Annotated in this window: 17 protein-coding genes and 1 tRNA gene; 9 read left to right on the top strand and 9 right to left on the bottom strand. The window is 60.6% G+C overall.

Annotated features, from left to right (window positions below; all coding sequences use genetic code 11):
• Positions 1-23: 23 nt before the first annotated feature.
• From mobA to GSQ77_RS08910, 4 genes are all read left to right on the top strand, one after another.
• Positions 24-572: a molybdenum cofactor guanylyltransferase MobA gene (gene mobA, locus GSQ77_RS08925; protein WP_367889664.1), complete on the top strand. Its 549-nt coding sequence runs from the start codon at positions 24-26 to the stop codon at positions 570-572.
• A gap of 121 nt (positions 573-693) precedes the next feature.
• Positions 694-2,061, top strand: a complete 1,368-nt coding sequence (gene glp / locus GSQ77_RS08920; RefSeq protein ID WP_158901191.1) for a gephyrin-like molybdotransferase Glp — start codon at positions 694-696, stop codon at positions 2,059-2,061.
• A gap of 73 nt (positions 2,062-2,134) precedes the next feature.
• Positions 2,135-2,410 (top strand): hypothetical protein, encoded by a 276-nt coding sequence (locus GSQ77_RS08915; RefSeq protein WP_158901189.1) that lies wholly within the window; start codon positions 2,135-2,137, stop codon positions 2,408-2,410.
• A complete protein-coding gene (locus GSQ77_RS08910) occupies positions 2,410-2,907 on the top strand; it encodes a GNAT family N-acetyltransferase (protein ID WP_158901187.1) in 498 nt (165 codons plus the stop codon). Before GSQ77_RS08915 ends, GSQ77_RS08910 begins: the two co-directional genes overlap by 1 nt.
• Here the strand turns inward: GSQ77_RS08910 and GSQ77_RS08905 are convergent.
• From GSQ77_RS08905 to pncB, 4 genes are all read right to left on the bottom strand, one after another.
• A complete protein-coding gene (locus GSQ77_RS08905) occupies positions 2,899-4,389 on the bottom strand; it encodes a DNA recombination protein RmuC (RefSeq protein WP_158901185.1) in 1,491 nt (496 codons plus the stop codon). The two genes, GSQ77_RS08910 and GSQ77_RS08905, sit on opposite strands and share 9 nt — an antisense overlap.
• Positions 4,389-5,393, bottom strand: a complete 1,005-nt coding sequence (locus tag GSQ77_RS08900) for a D-glycerate dehydrogenase (protein ID WP_158901183.1) — start codon at positions 5,391-5,393, stop codon at positions 4,389-4,391. Before GSQ77_RS08900 ends, GSQ77_RS08905 begins: the two co-directional genes overlap by 1 nt.
• 44 nt (positions 5,394-5,437) lie before the next feature.
• Positions 5,438-6,838, bottom strand: a complete 1,401-nt coding sequence (locus GSQ77_RS08895) for a sodium:proton antiporter (protein WP_158901168.1) — start codon at positions 6,836-6,838, stop codon at positions 5,438-5,440.
• A gap of 82 nt (positions 6,839-6,920) precedes the next feature.
• The gene (pncB, locus tag GSQ77_RS08890) at positions 6,921-8,105 is read right to left on the bottom strand and encodes a nicotinate phosphoribosyltransferase (protein WP_158901166.1); all 1,185 of its coding nucleotides are present in this window, start codon (positions 8,103-8,105) and stop codon (positions 6,921-6,923) included.
• A gap of 360 nt (positions 8,106-8,465) precedes the next feature.
• Here pncB and fdxA point away from each other — a divergent pair, with 360 nt between their 5' ends.
• The 3 genes from fdxA to GSQ77_RS08875 all read left to right on the top strand — a co-directional run bounded on the left by fdxA (position 8,466) and on the right by GSQ77_RS08875 (position 10,589).
• Positions 8,466-8,789, top strand: a complete 324-nt coding sequence (gene fdxA, locus GSQ77_RS08885; protein WP_158901164.1) for a ferredoxin FdxA — start codon at positions 8,466-8,468, stop codon at positions 8,787-8,789.
• 124 nt (positions 8,790-8,913) lie between these two features.
• A tRNA-Asn gene (locus GSQ77_RS08880) sits at positions 8,914-8,989 on the top strand.
• Positions 8,990-9,386: 397 nt separating this feature from the next.
• A complete protein-coding gene (locus tag GSQ77_RS08875; protein ID WP_158901162.1) occupies positions 9,387-10,589 on the top strand; it encodes an NAD-dependent formate dehydrogenase in 1,203 nt (400 codons plus the stop codon).
• A 135-nt stretch (positions 10,590-10,724) separates the two neighbouring features.
• On the opposite strand, the gene GSQ77_RS08870 is transcribed toward GSQ77_RS08875, so the two are convergent.
• Together GSQ77_RS08870 and GSQ77_RS08865 are read right to left on the bottom strand one after the other, a co-directional pair.
• Positions 10,725-11,147 (bottom strand): type II toxin-antitoxin system VapC family toxin, encoded by a 423-nt coding sequence (locus tag GSQ77_RS08870; protein ID WP_158901160.1) that lies wholly within the window; start codon positions 11,145-11,147, stop codon positions 10,725-10,727.
• On the bottom strand, positions 11,147-11,392 hold the full coding sequence (locus tag GSQ77_RS08865; RefSeq protein ID WP_158901158.1) for an AbrB/MazE/SpoVT family DNA-binding domain-containing protein: 246 nt from the start codon (positions 11,390-11,392) through the stop codon (positions 11,147-11,149). Before GSQ77_RS08865 ends, GSQ77_RS08870 begins: the two co-directional genes overlap by 1 nt.
• A 221-nt stretch (positions 11,393-11,613) precedes the next feature.
• Here GSQ77_RS08865 and GSQ77_RS08860 point away from each other — a divergent pair, with 221 nt between their 5' ends.
• Positions 11,614-12,714: a calcium:proton antiporter gene (locus tag GSQ77_RS08860; RefSeq protein ID WP_216854872.1), complete on the top strand. Its 1,101-nt coding sequence runs from the start codon at positions 11,614-11,616 to the stop codon at positions 12,712-12,714.
• Between the two features lie 98 nt (positions 12,715-12,812).
• On the opposite strand, the gene GSQ77_RS08855 is transcribed toward GSQ77_RS08860, so the two are convergent.
• Positions 12,813-13,583 (bottom strand): glutaredoxin domain-containing protein, encoded by a 771-nt coding sequence (locus GSQ77_RS08855; RefSeq protein WP_158901156.1) that lies wholly within the window; start codon positions 13,581-13,583, stop codon positions 12,813-12,815.
• A 225-nt stretch (positions 13,584-13,808) separates the two neighbouring features.
• On the opposite strand from GSQ77_RS08855, the gene GSQ77_RS08850 reads away from it, so the two are divergent.
• Positions 13,809-14,711, top strand: a complete 903-nt coding sequence (locus tag GSQ77_RS08850) for a LysR family transcriptional regulator (protein ID WP_158901154.1) — start codon at positions 13,809-13,811, stop codon at positions 14,709-14,711.
• A 123-nt stretch (positions 14,712-14,834) separates the two neighbouring features.
• Here the strand turns inward: GSQ77_RS08850 and leuD are convergent, their stop codons facing one another.
• Together leuD and leuC are read right to left on the bottom strand one after the other, a co-directional pair.
• On the bottom strand, positions 14,835-15,461 hold the full coding sequence (gene leuD, locus GSQ77_RS08845; RefSeq protein WP_158901152.1) for a 3-isopropylmalate dehydratase small subunit: 627 nt from the start codon (positions 15,459-15,461) through the stop codon (positions 14,835-14,837).
• Positions 15,458-16,885: a 3-isopropylmalate dehydratase large subunit gene (leuC, locus tag GSQ77_RS08840; RefSeq protein WP_158902875.1), complete on the bottom strand. Its 1,428-nt coding sequence runs from the start codon at positions 16,883-16,885 to the stop codon at positions 15,458-15,460. The genes leuD and leuC overlap by 4 nt, the downstream gene beginning before the upstream one ends.
• Positions 16,886-16,991: the final 106 nt, after the last annotated feature.

Genomic DNA, 16,991 nt, shown 5'->3' with positions numbered 1-16,991 from the left:
TCGCCGGTGGCCAAGGCACACGCATGGGCGGCCTGGACAAAGGCTTGCAACTGCTGCACGGCGTGCCGCTTGCCGCCCACGTACTGCAGCGCTTGCGCCCGCAAGTCTCCGGGCTACTGATCAGTGCCAACCGCAATCTGGAAGAATACGGGCAGTTGGGCGCGACCGTCGTCACCGACCGCAGCGCCGCCTCGCTGGGGCCGCTCGCAGGCCTGCTGGCTGGCTTGCAGGCGGCGCCGACTCGCTATGTGCTGTGCAGCCCATGCGACGTGCCCGGCGTGCCGCTGAACCTCGCCAGCGCCCTGCAAGACGCGTGTAGCGCGAGCGGAGCGCTGCTGGCTTACGCGGTAACCGAAACCGCCGATGGAACCCGGCGCCAGCACCCGGCGTGCGCGCTGGTCGCATGTGCGCTGGCCGACGATCTCGCCGCATACCTGGCCGGCGGTGAGCGCAAGGTAAGCGCGTGGTACGCACGCCACAACGCTGTCAATGCCTGCTTCCCGGACGAGCACGCGTTTTACAATGTCAACTCGTTGCAGGAATTGAACGGCCTTGAGCGCGGTGAACGCTAGCTGTGCGAGCGTCACTTCCTCCCCTTGGCACTTTTTCCCTTGAGATCCGACTCGGCCGCGATGCCGTACACGGAACGAGGAAGAATGGCCGCGACCATTTTCCGCGACTACCCGCTTTGCGATGAAAACGCTTCAATCTGTCACCAGTTGTCTGAGCGACTACGATCCGCACGCGCTGCCGGTCGCGCTTGCCCGGACCATCATCAACGATTTGGCCACACCGGTCGCTGCCATCGAAAAGGTCGCCCTGCGCGCGGCGCTGGGCCGCGTGCTCGCGCATGACGTCCTTGCGCCTTTCAATGTGCCGGGACATGAAAATTCGGCGATGGACGGTTATGCGTTTGCGGGAGCGGAACTCGCCGGCAAAGAAACCGTGACGCTCAAGGTGGCGGGGCAAGCGTACGCGGGTATCCCGCACGATGCACCCGTCGCGCCTGGAACGTGCATCCGGATCATGACAGGCGCATTGCTGCCTGCGCAGTGCGATACCGTCATTGCCCAGGAATACGTCGAAGCTGACGACGGCGCGGACAGCGGCGCAGGCAGCGACGATAAGGGTGGTAATGCAAACGCAGCACTGATCCGCTTTGGCGCGGCTGTCGTCAAACCTGGTAGCAACGTACGTCATGCGGGCGAGGATCTCGCCCTCGGCTGCGTGGCATTGCCGGCCGGACGGCTCGTGACGCCTGCGGACCTGGGCTTGCTGGCATCGCTCAGTTACGCCGAGGTGGCGGTACGGCGGCGCCTGCGGGTTGCGTTTTTTTCGACCGGGGATGAACTGCGTTCGGTTGGCGAACCGTTACCGCCCGGCTGCGTTTATGACAGCAACCGCTACACGATGTATGGGATGTTGCAACGCCTGGGCGTCGACGTCATCGACCTTGGCGTGGTGCGCGACGACCGCGCTGCGCTCGAAGCCGCACTGCGCAGCGCCGCCGAATGCGCCGATGCCGTGATCACCTCGGGTGGCGTTTCTGTGGGCGATGCCGATTACACGCGCGAGCTGATGGCGCGCTTGGGCGAGGTAGTATTCTGGAAAGTGGCAATGCGGCCCGGCCGGCCGTTCGCTTTCGGGCGCATCGGTGGCAGTGGCGTTGGCGGCAGCGGCGCCGAAGCCGATCCGCAAGCGGGCCCTGGCGCGCTGTTTTTTGGTTTGCCCGGGAACCCGGTTGCGGTCATGGTTTCGTTTTACGTATTCGTACGCGATGCGCTGCTCGCCATGTCGGGAGCGTCGCCCAACCCCGCGCCGCTACTGAGAGCCAGCATGGTCACAGCGTTGCGCAAACGGCCCGGTCGCAGCGAATTTGTGCGTGCCCACGCGCAGTGCGATGCGCTGGGGCACTGGCAGGTGAATGCGACCGGCGCCCAAGGTTCAGGCATGCTCAGCTCGATGAGCCGCGCGAATTGCCTGATCGTCATGGACCACGATCAAGGCGACGTCGCCGCCGGCGAGGCCGTCAGTATCATGTTGTTCAGCGGGCTGATCTAGCAGGTACGCCCCCATCGCATCGGCGATGCAATATCTGCTTGAGAATTCAATACACTGCTCTTCGGAGCCTACTATGCAAAAACAGATTTCCTATATCGCTCCGCTGCAGACTGCCAAAGCACTGATCCTGATTTACCTGGCGGTGAGCATGCCCATTATCCTGGCGGGCATCGTGTACGTCTATTTCGCCAACGGCCGGGTTGACGTGCTGACCTTTCCCAGTGCGCTGATGATCAATGCCCTGTTGGGGTTCGGCTTGTTCTGGTTTATTTGCCATGTCTACAACCTGGTCGCGTCTCGCTTTGGCGGCATCGAGGTCACGCTGTCCGACATCCCCGAGGAAATCTGATGGCCCACAGTTTGCGCGCTGCGACGGCCGCCGACGTGCCGGCAATTCACGCACTGATGCACGAACTGGCCGAATACGAAAAGCTGACCCACCTGTTTGTTGCCACCCCGCATGACCTGCATGAGGCTTTATTCGGTGCCCACCCGGCTGCCGAATGCCTGGTGGCCGACAACGCTTCGGGCACGGTCGTGGGTTATGCACTGTTTTTTCACAACTATTCGACCTTCCTGGGCAAGCGCGGCCTGTATCTGGAGGATCTTTACGTACAGCCCAGCCAGCGCGGGCTGGGGGTGGGCAAAGCACTGCTACAGCGGCTCGCAGGCCTGGCTCATGAACGCGGCTGCGCGCGTTTCGAATGGACCGTACTCGACTGGAACCAGCCCGCCATCGATTTTTATCAAAGCATGGGCGCCACCGTGTTGCCCGATTGGCGCATCGTGCGCATGACAGGCGACGCGCTGAGCAAATTTGCATCCACGGCGCTCGCGCTACAGTAACTCGCCCTCCTCCCCTGGCAGCAGCTGCTCGAGTACGCCTGTGGCTCGCTCGTCGGGCAACGCCTCCACGTCGCGCAGTTTTTTATTCATCACGCGAGTACGCGTTTCCGCCAACTCGATCGATCGCGTTACGGTTTCAAGCTGGGCCTTGGTTTTTGCCAGCACATCGCCAAACTTGCCGAATTCGGTTTTAACCGCGCCCAGCACTTGCCATACTTCGCTCGAACGTTGTTCGATGGCGAGCGTACGGAAGCCCATCTGCAAACTGTTGAGCAACGCGCTCAGCGTGGTCGGTCCCGCGATCGTCACGCGGTAATCGCGCTGCAAAATATCGGTCAAGCCAGGTCGACGCAACACCTCGGCGTACAGCCCCTCGGTAGGCAAGTACAGCAACGCAAAATCGGTCGTATGGGGTGGCGCGATATATTTGTCGCGGATGGTTCGCGCCTCGTTCTTGATGCGCGTCTCCAGTGCACGCGATGCTTCCTCAACGGCGATGGGATCGGCGTTCTCCTGCGCGACGATCAGGCGCTCGTAATCTTCACGCGGAAATTTCGCGTCGATCGGTAGCCACACGGGCCGGCTTTCTCCCGAAACCGGATCATTGCCCCGCCCTGGCAGACGGATCGCGAACTCGACTCGTTCGCTACTGCCAGGCACCGTGGCCACATTCTTCGCGTACTGATCGACAGTCAGCATCTGGTCGAGCAGCGCTTCGAGCTGGACCTCTCCCCACGTGCCGCGCGTCTTCACGTTGGTCAGCACTTTTTTCAGATCGCCCACACCCGCGGCCAGCGTCTGCATTTCGCCCAGGCCGCGATGCACCTGCTCCAGCCGGTCTGACACGAGCTTGAAAGATTCGCCCAGCCGTTGCTCCAGCGTCGCATGCAACTTCTCGTCGACCGTGCGCCGCATTTCTTCGAGCTTGGTGGCGTTGTTGGTTTCAATATCCTTGAGCTTTTGTTCGAGCGTGGCACGCACTTCGCTAAAGCGCCGATCGATACTTTCGGAGAGTTGCGAGAGCTGCTGGTTCAGCGTATCGCCAAACCGCTTGAGCGCGCCGCCCTGTTCTTCACGCGCGGTCTGGGCTTGAAGTTGCAGGTTGTGGCGCATTGCTTCGAGCTGGGTGGTATTGCTTTCGGTCAGCTTGCCCAGCGAGTGGCCGAAGCCATCGATCTTGGCGTTCTGCAGCGTGGCGATGCCCGTGAGTTGATGCGCGAGCGTCTGCTGAAATTGCGCGAGGCCGCTGGTGGCTTCCGCCCGCGCCGCGCGCCCGCTTTCCGCCATTTCACCGCGCAGCTCGCGCTCCAGCCGCTCGCCGGCGCGCAACTGCTCGTCGTGCTGGCTCTTCGCCAATTCCGGCAGTGCGGCCAACAACGCGCTCACGCGCGCACCGCTCTGGCCACGAAGCAGCAACACGGCCAGCGCCAACAGCAGCGCGAGTACAGCGACGGCCCCGAACAACAGTTCCAGGTTCGTCATCAAGCGCCCTTATCCTGCTTTTTCGCCAGCACTTCCGGATTGATCGGATTGGGCGCATCGCCCGCGCGCGGCCCCAGACCCAGCCCGGCGATCAAGTTATCGGCCGCCAGGTTGGCCATGGCCAACCGCGTCGCCAGCGTGGCACTGGCGATATGCGGCGTGAGTACCACGTTGCTCAGCTCCAGGAACTCAGGCTTGAATGCCGGTTCGTTCTCGAAGACATCGATGCCTGCGGCTGCAATCCTGTGATCGCGCAAGGCCGCGATCAATGCGATCTCGTCGACCACACCGCCGCGCGCGATATTGGTGAGCGTTGCCGTCGGTTTCATCAACGCGATCTCGGCGGCGCCGATCAAGCCATGCGTGGCCGGGCTATAGGGCACCACCACCATCACGTGATCGGCCTGTTTCATCAACTCTTCGCGGCTCAGATATTCGGCGTTCAGTTCACGTTCGATGTCGGCGGCTACTCGCGAACGGTTGTGGTACACGACGCGCATGCCGAAGCCCTGAGCGCGCCGCGCAATGGCTTGACCGATACGGCCCATGCCGATCACGCCCAAGGTCGAGCCATAGATGTCGGAACCCGCGAAAAGCGTGTAACCCCAGTACCGCCACTGGCCGGCGCGCAGATAGTGCTCCGATTCGGTGATCCGGCGCGCGGTGGCCATCATCAGGGCCCAGCCAAAATCGGCGGTGGTTTCGTTCAATACATCGGGCGTATTGGTCGCAAGAATTTTCGCGCGTGTCATCGCCTCGATATCGAGGTTGTTGTAGCCCACCGCCATATTGGAGACCACACGCAATCGGGGCGCGCCGGCTATCGTATCCGCTCCGATGCGGCTGGCGACCACCATCACGCCGTCTTTATCAGACACCCTGCGCGCCATTTCCTCTGCGCTGTACAACACATCGTCCGGATTATCTTCGACCTCAAAATAGGTCCTGAGCCGCTCGACCACTTCGGGAAAAATCGCGCGGGTCACCAGAATTTTAGGTTTCACTGCCAGTCTCCAATAAATATGTGACTTAGATAGCTAGCGCAATCCTAGCCACGAAAGAAAAGCACTGTGGTCAGCAAAAATAACGGCACCAGGATGGCCGCCGACCACAGCAGATAACCGAAGAAGCTGGGCATCGGTACGCCGCGCGCTTCAGCGATCGATTTGACCATGAAATTCGGCGCATTGCCGATATAGCTGTTGGCGCCCATAAAAACGGCGCCGGCCGAAATCGCCGCCAGCGTACTGGCGCCGACGCTCATCAATTGATCCGCGTTGCCCCCTGCGGAATTGAAAAACACCAGATAAGTCGGCGCATTGTCCAAAAACGAGGAAAGCAGTCCGGTCGCCCAGAAGTACATGGGCACCAAGGGCTGTCCGTGGGGATCCTGAACCAACTTCACAATAACCGAAAACGCGCCTGCCTCGCCCGCGCGCAGGATGGCAATCACTGGGCCGATCGTGATAAAGATCGCGGCAAATAATTTTGCCACCTCGACGATAGGCGCCCAATTGAATGCGTTGCCCAACCGTGCCGAATGCGGCGTGTATTTAAGGGAAAGCGCAATCACGGCAACTAGCAGCAAGTCGCGCACCGCATGTTCCAGCGGCAGTTGCGAACCCGCGATCGCGAACGCCACTCCGGATCGCCATATACCGGTGGCAAGCACGATCGCCACGATCGCCGCCAGCAACAATAAGTTGATTTGGCCGTCTAGCGACAAATGCACTCGCGGTACCGCTTTCGCGCGAGCCGCCGGCGGATGGCGCGAAAACTCGCGCCTGTCTATCACATAGAACAGCAACAACAGCACGCCGCAGACAAACAAGGTCGGTAAAAACAGGTGTTGCGTGGTCCAGAAAAAATCGACCCCTTGCAGGAAACCCAGGAATAGCGGCGGGTCACCCAACGGAGACAAAGCCCCACCCGCATTGGCCACCAGAAAAATAAAAAACACCACGATATGAACCACGCTGCGGCGGTGTTCGTTCGCACGGATCAATGGCCGGATCAGCAGCATTGCCGCGCCGGTCGTGCCCATCACGCTAGCCAGACAGGTGCCCAGCGCCAGAATGCCGATGTTCAGCCGCGGCGTTGCGCGCAAGTGGCCATGCAGGCAGATACCGCCGGCAACCGTGTAGAGCGCGGTGAGCAAGACAATGAACGGGATGTATTCCTCGATCACCGCATGCACGAAGCTGGTCCATGCAACGCCCGCGCCCAGGTTCACGGCAAGCGGCACCAGCAGCAACACTGCCCACAGCGCCGCAACCTTGCCGAAATGCGCGTGCCAGAAAGCCGGCGCGCATAGCGGCAACAATGCGATCGACAGCAGCAAACCGGCAAACGGCAGCCCCCACCACGCGGATAAAGAGCCGCCGTCGAGGTCGGCAGCCTGCGCCACCGCGGGGAGCAGCAAGGCCAGCAATGCGTATCTTTTTAGCATGGACGATTATAGGGGCGACGCGGACGATAGCAACCCTGTGAACCATGCCGCTCGATCACACAAGCCCAAAATTCCGTGCCGCCTAGCCATCGTGTTCGATCTCGAACACCTGCCGCAGATACGCAAGGTAAGCCACGTCATCGCACATGTTCTTGCCCGGCGAATCTGACAATTTGGCCACGGGCTGCCCGTTACAGCGCACCATCTTGATCACGATCTGCAGCGGCGTGTAGCCCAGGTCGTTGGTCAAGTTGGTGCCCACGCCGAAGGCCAGCCGCGAGCGCCCGTGAAACCGCTCGTAGAGCTGCAGGACCTTAGGAATATCCAGCGCATCGCTGAATATCATCACCTTGGTACGCGGATCGGTGCGGTTGGCCTGGTAGTGGCTGATCAACTGCTCGCCCCATTCGAACGGATCGCCGGAATCGTGGCGTGCCCCATCGAACAGCTTGCAAAAATACATGTCGTAGTCGCGCAAGAACGCCTTCATGCCGTACACGTCCGACAGCGCAATACCCAGATCGCCGCGATACTCCTTGGCCCAGACTTCGAAGCCGTAGACCTGCGAATCGCGCAGCCGTGGGCCGAGCGCCTGGCAAGCCTGTAGATACTCATGAGCCATCGTGCCCAGCGGCAGCAGCCCGTGTTTCATCGCGTAGTGGACATTGCTGGTGCCGGCGAACTGCGTGCCCAGACTTTGCTTGAGCGTGAGGATCACTTCCTCATGCCATTGCTTGGAAAAACGCCGCCGGGTGCCGTAATCGGCAATCGCGCAATCGGCGTAATCGGGTGGCACCGCCAGCAGGGCGATTTTTTCGATCAAGCGTTCGCGCCCTTCGTCGTAGTCGGGCGACGCCTGCGTATTGCGGAAATACACTTCATTGACGATGGCCAGCACCGGAATTTCGAACAAGATCGTGTGCAGCCACGGCCCGGTAATGACGATATCGATTTCGCCGTTGCCCTTGGGCGAAGGGCTCACCGAGATGTATTTCTCGTTGAGGTGAAACAGGTCAAGAAAATCGACGAAATCGCTTTTGATAAAACGCAGACGGCGCAAATAGTCGAGTTCATCCGTGCGAAATCGCAAGGTACAGAGCGCCTTGATTTCGGCCTTGATTTCATCGACATACGGCACCAGATCGACATCGGCCGTTCGGCAACGAAACCGATATTCGACCTGTGCAGCTGGGAAATGATGCAGAACCACTTGCATCATCGTGAATTTGTAGAGGTCGGTATCGAGCAGCGAGTGGATGATCGTCATGTGCCTGCGAGGCCTAACGTTACGGGGGGGCCGGGGCCGCGCGCGAACCTCTGTATGCCGCGCGCCGCCCAATGCGAAAGTACAAACACGAAACCGACACGAAAAAACGAGCGCAAAAAACGAACGGTCAGCGTCGGAATCTTAAACGAAAACACCGTGGGATAGCGCCTGGACTCGTGTTTTCGGACCCATGCTCGATCGAGGACAGTTGCGTGGGCGATTCCCGGCTACGGAAAAATATCATATGCAAATCATGATTCGATCTAAAGACCCACGCCGCAGCCCCTATCTGAAAGCGACATTACGCTACAATACGGGTTTAACCGAACGCACTACCGCTCACCGTTTGCAGGAGCCCGAATGACCCACGTTGTGACCGAAAGCTGCATTAAATGCCGCTATACCGATTGCGTCGATGTATGCCCGGTGGATTGCTTCCGCGAAGGCCCGAATTTCCTGACGATCGACCCGGACGAATGTATCGACTGCGCCGTGTGCGTGGCTGAATGCCCGGTCAACGCAATTTATGCCGAAGAAGACGTGCCCAGCGATCAACAAGCCTTCATTCCATTGAATGCCGATCTCGCGAAAGCATGGCCGAGCATCACCAAAACCAAAGCACCGCTACCCGAAGCTGACGAGTGGAAAGACGTGAAGGAAAAACTCAATTTGCTTGAGCATTGATCTACATCGTTTTTTCTCAATGGCGTGTGTTTATATAGGGGTGGACAGGACGTAACAGGCAATCTCTTCGTGCATGCCTGTTGACAAGATGCTCAGGCCACCCTAAAATTACGTTCTCTGCTGTTCCCTGATAGCTCAGTTGGTAGAGCGACGGACTGTTAATCCGCAGGTCCCTGGTTCGAGTCCAGGTCGGGGAGCCAAAAGAATCAAGCATAAGCCCAATCTTCGGATTGGGCTTTTTGTTTTCCAGCTTCGTGCAGACGCTACGGCGGCATCTCAGACAATACGGATCCCCATCGATCAATGCTCACGTGAGCGGCACGCGGCGAGCCGATGGTGAACGTGGAGCGCAGGCCTTAATGGACGACATTAAGGCACGACACCAAGGCACAACTGCGGCACGACATTGCGCGGCCGCATCCTGATAAGCACGACATGATAAGTCCGGCTGATCGCCAGATCAGCACAAACGATTAGCCTGCGCACGACCACCTGTCTATCTTCTAGCTCAAGCAGTAAGCCTACTGCTCAAGCGAGCGCGCCGCCCGACGCGACAGTGGCGCTCTCTCCAGCGCCCCTAGGAGACCCAGAGACATCATGGCCAAGATTATTTGCGTACTGTACGACGACCCGGTAAGCGGCTACCCCAAGACTTATGCCCGCGACGACCTGCCCCAACCCGAACGTTATCCGGACGGCCAGACGCTGCCCACTCCCAAAGCCATCGACTTCAAACCTGGAACGTTGCTGGGCAGCGTCTCGGGAGAATTGGGGCTGCGCAAATATCTCGAAGCGAACGGCCATCAGTTGATCGTCACCTCCAGCAAGGACGGCGCCGATAGCGTGCTGGACCGCGAACTGCACGACGCTGAAATCGTGATTTCACAACCGTTCTGGCCGGCTTACATGACAGCCGAGCGCATCGCGAAAGCGCGCAAGCTGAAAATGATCGTCACGGCCGGAATCGGCTCGGACCACACCGATTTGCAAGCGGCGATGGAACACAACGTCACCGTGGCCGAAGTCACTTATTGCAACAGCAACAGCGTGGCCGAGCATGTCGTGATGACCACGTTGGCGCTGGTGCGTAACTACATACCGTCGTACAAACAGGTGATTAACGGCGGCTGGAACATCGCTGACTGCGTCTCGCGCTCCTACGACCTGGAATCGATGAACGTCGGTACCGTTGCAGCCGGGCGTATCGGTCTGCGCGTGCTGCGACTGCTCAAGCCCTTCGACGTGAAGCTGCACTACCTGGATCGCCACCGCTTGTCCGCGTCGGTTGAGAAGGAGCTCAATCTGACTCATCACACGAGCCTGGAAAGCCTGACGAAGGTCTGCGACGTGGTCACGCTGAATTGCCCGCTGCACCCCGAGACGGAGCATATGATCAACGCAAAGACGCTCGCCAACTTCAAGCGCGGTGCGTACCTGATCAACACGGCGCGCGGCAAGCTATGCGACCGCGATGCGATCGTCGCCGCGCTTGAGAGCGGCCAGCTCGCTGGTTACGGCGGCGATGTGTGGTTCCCACAGCCCGCGCCGGCCGACCACCCGTGGCGCACCATGCCACACCATGGCATGACACCGCATATCTCGGGCACCAGCCTGTCGGCACAGGCTCGCTATGCTGCCGGCACGCGCGAAATCCTCGAATGCTACTTCGAAAAACGCCCGATCCGCGATGAGTACCTGATCGTTCAGAGCGGCAAGCTCGCGGGCGTCGGCGCGCATTCATATAGCGCGGGCAACGCGACCAAAGGCTCCGAGGAAGCCGCGCGTTTCAACAAGAAATAGGCTGCTGAAGAAACACGCTACGGAAGAAATGACCGCTGCCTCCCCCGCCCCGTTTGCCGCCACTCCGCGTCAAATGGGGCCAACGCGGGCTAACCCGGGCCGAGGCAAACGCGGGACCTTGGCGCGACGCACCCGCTAAAACGAGACCCGCTTCATTTTCATCTGCTTGGCGTTGCACGCCAGCACTTCATCCAGCGTCGCCATGCTCTTGGCCTTGGCACTCAACGCGGCGGCCAAATGCAGGGCGTCGCCCGCACGAAAGCCCATTTTAGCGTCCAAGGTGAGTACGGCCGCGCGGTGAAATGTGCTCTGCTCGATCGGCAGCAACTGCACATCCCCTGCGCACAAGCGTTCGAAAGACTGCCATGCGCGAGCGCTTTGTTCGCCGTCGATTTGCGCGGTGCGCCGCTTGATGCCCAGCGCACTGGCAAATTCGGTCACGCACCACGCCGCGGAGATCAGTTCGTCGCGGCACGCGGCGTACCACCGCCCAACGATCGCACTGTGGGGTTCGTTCACGCACAGCGCCACCAATACGCTGGTATCGACGTACACCATCAGTACCGCGCCCCTTGCCTCAATTCGTCGATCACCGACTCTCCCATCGGCATAGCCTGACGGGATTTCTCCAATTCAAGCGCAAATGCTTTCCGGTCCCGCTTGATCGGACGAATATAGATACCACCGTCTGCCGTCAAATTCACTTGCACGTGATCCCCCTCTTTGATGCCGATGCGACGTACATAATCTACCGGGATACGCAGTGCCAGACTATTACCCCACTTAGCTATTTGCAGATCCATCGCTCGCCCCACTGTATATACGTTATGGTATATACATTATATCGCCATTCGACCTATCGTGGGCGGGGCTGCGTCGTGGATAAAAATAGTCAACGGTGCGACCGTTCACAATTTCCGTGGTTAAATGTGGCGAACCGATCTGGCTATCCAACGCCGAGCTCGATAGCAATGCATTCCTTGCAGGGCACCTGCCTACCCTCCATTTACGCTTGGGACTCTCAATGAATCTATCGCGCACTTTACGACTCGCCGCAGGCTGGGCCATGGTTGCCGTGTTCTTCGCCTTCGGCTCGCAGATTACGGCACTCACCACCTCCTCCGCTTGGCTTGCCATACCCAGCGCGCTGCTATTCGGCGTCATTCTGTGGTCGGCGTTCGGCGTCGTCGCAGAAGCCGATCATCTGGCCGTTTCGCTGGGCGAGCCGCTAGGCACGCTGGTGTTGACCTTGTCGATCGTGTTGATCGAAGTGGCATTGATCAGTGCCGCGACCTTCAGTTCGGATCAGCCCACGTTGGGCCGCGACACCATGTTTGCGGTGCTGATGATCGTGCTCAACGGGGTGGTCGGGCTGGGCTTGCTGCTCGGCGGCCTCAAGCACGGCGAGCAGCGCTACAACACGCAGGGCGCCAGCGCCTATCTGGCGGTCATTATCCCGTTGGCGGTCATTTCCTTCGTACTGCCGGATTTCACGGTATCAACCTCGGTCGGCACGCTGCATCCGGTACAGGCGGTCGCATTCTCGATCTTCACGCTGATCCTCTATGGGGTATTCCTGGCAATCCAGACCGGCCGCCATCGCGACTTCTTTATTGCCGTCGAGGAACCCGCGTACGTGCACCATGACCACGCCGACGCGCAAAACGGCAGCGGCACACTGATGCGGCAAATATTCTGGCTGCTGGTGGCGATCGGGCCGGTGGTGCTGCTGTCGAAATTTCTCGCCAAATACGTGGACGTCGGACTCGCTCGGCTGGGCGCCCCATCGGCGCTGGGCGGTTTGCTGATCGCCGTGATCGTGTTGGCGCCCGAGGCCATTTCGGCGATACGTGCGGTGTCGGCCAATCAGTTGCAGCGCGCCGTCAATCTATGCCTGGGCGCATCGGCCTCCACCATCGGGTTGACCGTGCCCGCCGTATTATTCATCAGCCTGATCACCGGGCAAAATCTGGTGCTGGGCTTGTCGCCCACCAATTTGGTGTTGCTAGTGCTTACGTTGAGCTTGAGCATGCTGACGTTCTCGGGACCGCGCACGACCTTGCTCGAAGGCGCGATGCACCTGATGGTGTTCTTCGTTTATATCTCGCTGATTTTTGTCGGCTGAGGGTTGAGAAGATACGGCCGGGTGGCCGGCGCACTGACGCAGTAGCGTCGCGCGCGTCGGCTCCTGGCGGTAGCTCTGCCCCTGACGGGATGCAACCCTCAGCGATCCCACACTTCGTCGGGCAACGGCAAGCCAGCGAGATCCGCCGCCGTCAGCGGCCCGTTGGGCTGCGTTCCATAAGACTCCAGCATCAGCATGACCTGACGCGTGTGCTGCGCCGCATGCCACGCCGTACGCTCCAACACTTCGTCCATCGGACGTCTGCCGTAGTAGGTTGGCACATCGTAGCTCAGTGACCGGTCGGGCTCGGTTTCCCACCAGGCCAGAATCCGTGTGCGTACGTCCTCGCCCCACGCGGCGATAACCTCGCCAGTCCATGTCGGCGGCGGCACTTCGTCGAAACCTTCGAATAAAAGCTCGATCTGATGCGCCGCCTGCATGCCCATTTCGGCCACGCGAAACACGTGAAAGCACAGGCCAGCGGGCGTGCGGTTACGATCGCGAAACGGCACGTGCAATTCCTCGGGTTTGAACTGGCGTGCATAGCGCGCAGCAGCGGTCAACACGAGATCGATCTTCTCCACCAATTGCGCCGGGGGTAACGGTTCCATCACCTTGGTCTTCAAGTCGAGAAACTTGATGACATCGTTGATCGATTGACAGAACGTGTAGCGCGCGCCGATCGAGACGACCGGCACACTGCGTGCGCCCAGCGCGTCCAACTGCGCGCGCCCGTCGGGGTCGTTATGCACGTCGATCGATTCGAACGAGACTCCTTGCTTGGTGAGGAATTCTTTGGTGCGCAGGCACGACGAACATCCCGGTTGCCAGAACACCTTGATGCGTGCACCAGTGGTCGCTTGCTCCATTTCGATCTCCTTGAGTATTCGTATTGACTCCATCGCTATTCTTGCGGCTCGCGCCTGGAGATGCAAAGCAATGGTTGGCGATGCCGTCATCACCGAAAATGATGGAGGGCATCGGCAGCCGGGTAGTACGGGTACTATTCCTATGTATCCTGGGTATTCGGCCCGGGTCTTCTTCCATTACACTCGGTCCGTAGATGGCCGACATTGAATCGGAAGGGACATCCCATGGCGCAGCTAGACCCCACCTCGCTTAAGCTTTTTATCCGCGTTGTCGAGGAAGGCACGATTGCAGCAGCAGCCGAGCGCGAGCACATCGTGGCGGCAGCAATCAGCAAACGCGTCAGTGAACTGGAAGCGAGCCTGGGCGTGCCGCTGTTGCGTCGCACCAATAAAGGCGTTGAACCCACCGCTGCAGGGGACGCATTATTGGCGCTGGCACGCCGCGCCCTGCATGAGCTCGACGACATTGGCGTGCAAATGGCCCGCTACGCAACCGGCGCAAGCGGCCTGGTCAGGGTGGTTGCCAACGTGTCGTCCATCGTGCAATTCCTACCCGCCGAAATCAAATCGTTCCTGTCCGCTCATCCTCATATACAGGTGCGTCTCGAAGAGAAAGTGAGCCCCCTGGTCACCAAGGCGGTCGCCGAGAATTCAGCCGACGTCGGCATCTTCACCGTCGTGCCGCACGGCTACCCACTCGAGACCTTCCCGTACCACGTCGATCGCCTGGTGGTGATTACCCCGCGCGATCATCCGCTGGGCACGCCAAGCGAGATTTCGTTCGCCCAGACACTCGCCTACGATTACGTCGGCCTGCATTCGGATAGCGCGATCAATTTACAACTCTCGCGGGCCGCTAACGAACAGGGGCGCGCGGTGAATCTGCGCATCCAGGTGACCAGCTATGACGCGCTATGCCTGATGGTTGCGGCCGGACTCGGCATCGGCATCCTGCCGCACGCAGTGGCGGCGCAGCATGCCACGCGGCTGGACCTGCACACTGTGGCGCTCAGCGACGCTTGGGCGCAACGCGAACTGAGAATCTGCGTGCGCTCGTTCGACGCCTTGCCCGCAGCCGGGAAGTTATTGGTCACTCACCTGAGCCGGCGCGCGGACGCAAACCCCTGACCTTAGCGCCTTGACTTAGCGCCTTGACCTAGCCCCCAGACCTGGTCTCGTAACCTAGTCCAGTCACCCTAGGCCACGTCCCTACCCCGCCGAGGGGGGCGCGTCGTGATCTTGGCCGCGCTGTTAGCCGCGCGGTTGCCCATAAATCCACTTTCGTTGTTGCCGGTCCGTGCGCTGAAACGCCTCGATCTCGTTCATCAACAGCAGCGTCTGATCGATTTCATCCAGCCCTTCGAGCAACGCGGTCTGTTGCACCGAATCGAATTCGAATCGCATCGGCGCCAGCCCCGGCGCGCGCACTTCCAGTTCTGTCAAATCCACTTCGAGCGGCGTGCCGTCACTCGCCACTGCTGCAAGCGCAGCGATCGCCGGCGCCGGCAGAACAACCGGCAGCAGTCCGTTCTGCAGACAATTGCTGCGGAAGATATCGCCAAAACTCGGCGCGATCACGCAACGCAAGCCGAATTCCTCGAGCGCCCATACCGCCATTTCGCGCGAGCTACCGCAGCCGAAGTTGTCGCCCGCAAGGAGGATGCATGCCTGCCGAAACGCCGGCTGGTTGAGGATGAAATCGGCTCGCTCGCCACTCTGCGGTCCCTCGCCCAAATAGCGCAAGGTTTCGAATGTCCATGTCGCAAATTGGCCGCGTCGCAATTGCGATATGCGTTCGATCCGGATGATCAGGTCGGTATCGACGTTGTTGCGCAGCAGCGGGGCCGCGGGGCCGCGGCATATCGTGAACGGTTTCATGCGACACCTCGCGCGCCGCGCACGCAAGGCGCTGCAATGTGACCGGCCAACGCGCTGGCGGCGGCGACGGCCGGGCTGGCCAAATGCGTCCGGGCGCCCGGTCCCTGGCGGCCGGCAAAATTGCGGTTCGACGTCGAGACGCAGCGCTCGCCGGGACCAACCACATCGCCATTGGCGCCCACGCACATCGAACAGCCCGGCTCGCGCCATTCGAACCCCGCGGCCCGAAATATCTGATCCAGGCCCTCCTCGGCCGCTTGCCGCGCCACGCTCAACGAGCCCGGCACGACCCAGGCTCTCACGCCCTGCGCCACGTGCAAGCCGTTGACCACTTCGGCCGCGGCGCGCAGGTCTTCGATTCGGCTGTTGGTGCACGAACCGATGAACACCCGGTCGACATCAAGCTCACCTAGCCGCTGCCCAGCGTGCACGTCCATGTATTCGAGCGCGGTCTGCAGCGCCACACGTCGCGCGAGATCGGGTTCACGGGCAGGGTCCGGCACGGCGGCATCCAGCGCAATCACATGCTCCGGGCTGGTGCCCCACGTCACCTGAGGCGAAATGGCTGCCGCATCGATCTGCACGTCGCGGTCGAAATTCGCGCCGGCGTCGCTGTAGAGCGTACGCCATTGCGCTACCGCCGCATCGAATGCCGCGCCCTGCGGCGCGTACTCGCGCCCGCGCAAATACGCGAAGGTCGTGTCGTCGGGCGCTACCAGGCCGAATTTGGCGCCCAGCTCGATGGTCAAATTGCATAAGGTCATCCGCCCTTCCATCGAGAGCGCCTCGACGGCCGGGCCGGCGTATTCGACCGCATAACCGGTACCGGCAGCCGCCCCCAACTGGCCGATCAAGTACAGGATCATGTCCTTGGCGGTGACGCCGGGAGGCACAGCCCCTTCGAAGCGCACCCGCATTGTCTTGGGCCGCACTTGGCGGATCGTCTGGGTGCCCAGCACGTGCACGAGTTCGCTTGAGCCTATACCCCAAGCCAGCGCGCCGAACGCACCGTGCGTACAAGTGTGGCTGTCGCCGCAGACAATCAGCGTCCCCGGCAAAGAGAGTCCCAACTCGGGGCCGATCACGTGCACGATGCCCTGACGCCCATCGCCGATATCGAATATGGGGATGCCCAGGCGTCCCATCTGGGCGCGCATCGCGTCGACCATCTCGCTGCTCCAGGGCTCGTCGCCGGCGGTACGACCGGGTTCGGTCGAGATCACGTGATCGAGCGTAGCGAAAGTCAGATCCGGATTGCGCACCGGCAAACCGCGCCGCTCCAGAACGCGCACGGCCTCGACACCGGTCAGCTCATGCATCAGATGCCGATCTACTTGCAGCAGGTCGACCTTGCCTGGCAGTTGCGCGATCGTGTGCGGCTCCCAGAGTTTTTCGAACAGCGTGCGTGGGCCCGAATAGGCCATTGAACTATGTACGCCTGGCACAGGCGCGACAGGATTTCGAACAGCAGCCATGATGTCTCCATGCAAGTTGACAGCTCACCGGCCTGAGGTCAGCCCGAGGATAGTC

Origin of the sequence: Burkholderia sp. L27(2015), from assembly GCF_009765705.1 — a bacterium.
Taxonomy (GTDB): domain Bacteria; phylum Pseudomonadota; class Gammaproteobacteria; order Burkholderiales; family Burkholderiaceae; genus LMUX01.
The sequence above is the reverse complement of the archived record's forward strand: the minus strand, read 5'-3'. Positions and strand labels throughout refer to the sequence as shown.

Excerpts from the sequence above, each read along its gene's own strand:
- mobA (WP_367889664.1), top strand. The coding sequence starts at position 24 with ATGGGCGGCCTGGACAAAGGCTTGCAACTGCTGCACGGCGTGCCGCTT.
- glp (WP_158901191.1), top strand. The coding sequence starts at position 694 with ATGAAAACGCTTCAATCTGTCACCAGTTGTCTGAGCGACTACGATCCG.
- GSQ77_RS08915 (WP_158901189.1), top strand. The coding sequence starts at position 2,135 with ATGCAAAAACAGATTTCCTATATCGCTCCGCTGCAGACTGCCAAAGCA.
- GSQ77_RS08910 (WP_158901187.1), top strand. The coding sequence starts at position 2,410 with ATGGCCCACAGTTTGCGCGCTGCGACGGCCGCCGACGTGCCGGCAATT.
- GSQ77_RS08905 (WP_158901185.1), bottom strand. The coding sequence starts at position 4,389 with ATGACGAACCTGGAACTGTTGTTCGGGGCCGTCGCTGTACTCGCGCTG.
- GSQ77_RS08895 (WP_158901168.1), bottom strand. The coding sequence starts at position 6,838 with ATGCTAAAAAGATACGCATTGCTGGCCTTGCTGCTCCCCGCGGTGGCG.
- pncB (WP_158901166.1), bottom strand. The coding sequence starts at position 8,105 with ATGACGATCATCCACTCGCTGCTCGATACCGACCTCTACAAATTCACG.
- fdxA (WP_158901164.1), top strand. The coding sequence starts at position 8,466 with ATGACCCACGTTGTGACCGAAAGCTGCATTAAATGCCGCTATACCGAT.
- GSQ77_RS08875 (WP_158901162.1), top strand. The coding sequence starts at position 9,387 with ATGGCCAAGATTATTTGCGTACTGTACGACGACCCGGTAAGCGGCTAC.
- GSQ77_RS08870 (WP_158901160.1), bottom strand. The coding sequence starts at position 11,147 with ATGGTGTACGTCGATACCAGCGTATTGGTGGCGCTGTGCGTGAACGAA.
- GSQ77_RS08865 (WP_158901158.1), bottom strand. The coding sequence starts at position 11,392 with ATGGATCTGCAAATAGCTAAGTGGGGTAATAGTCTGGCACTGCGTATC.
- GSQ77_RS08860 (WP_216854872.1), top strand. The coding sequence starts at position 11,614 with ATGAATCTATCGCGCACTTTACGACTCGCCGCAGGCTGGGCCATGGTT.
- GSQ77_RS08855 (WP_158901156.1), bottom strand. The coding sequence starts at position 13,583 with ATGGAGCAAGCGACCACTGGTGCACGCATCAAGGTGTTCTGGCAACCG.
- GSQ77_RS08850 (WP_158901154.1), top strand. The coding sequence starts at position 13,809 with ATGGCGCAGCTAGACCCCACCTCGCTTAAGCTTTTTATCCGCGTTGTC.
- leuD (WP_158901152.1), bottom strand. The coding sequence starts at position 15,461 with ATGAAACCGTTCACGATATGCCGCGGCCCCGCGGCCCCGCTGCTGCGC.
- leuC (WP_158902875.1), bottom strand. The coding sequence starts at position 16,885 with ATGGCCTATTCGGGCCCACGCACGCTGTTCGAAAAACTCTGGGAGCCG.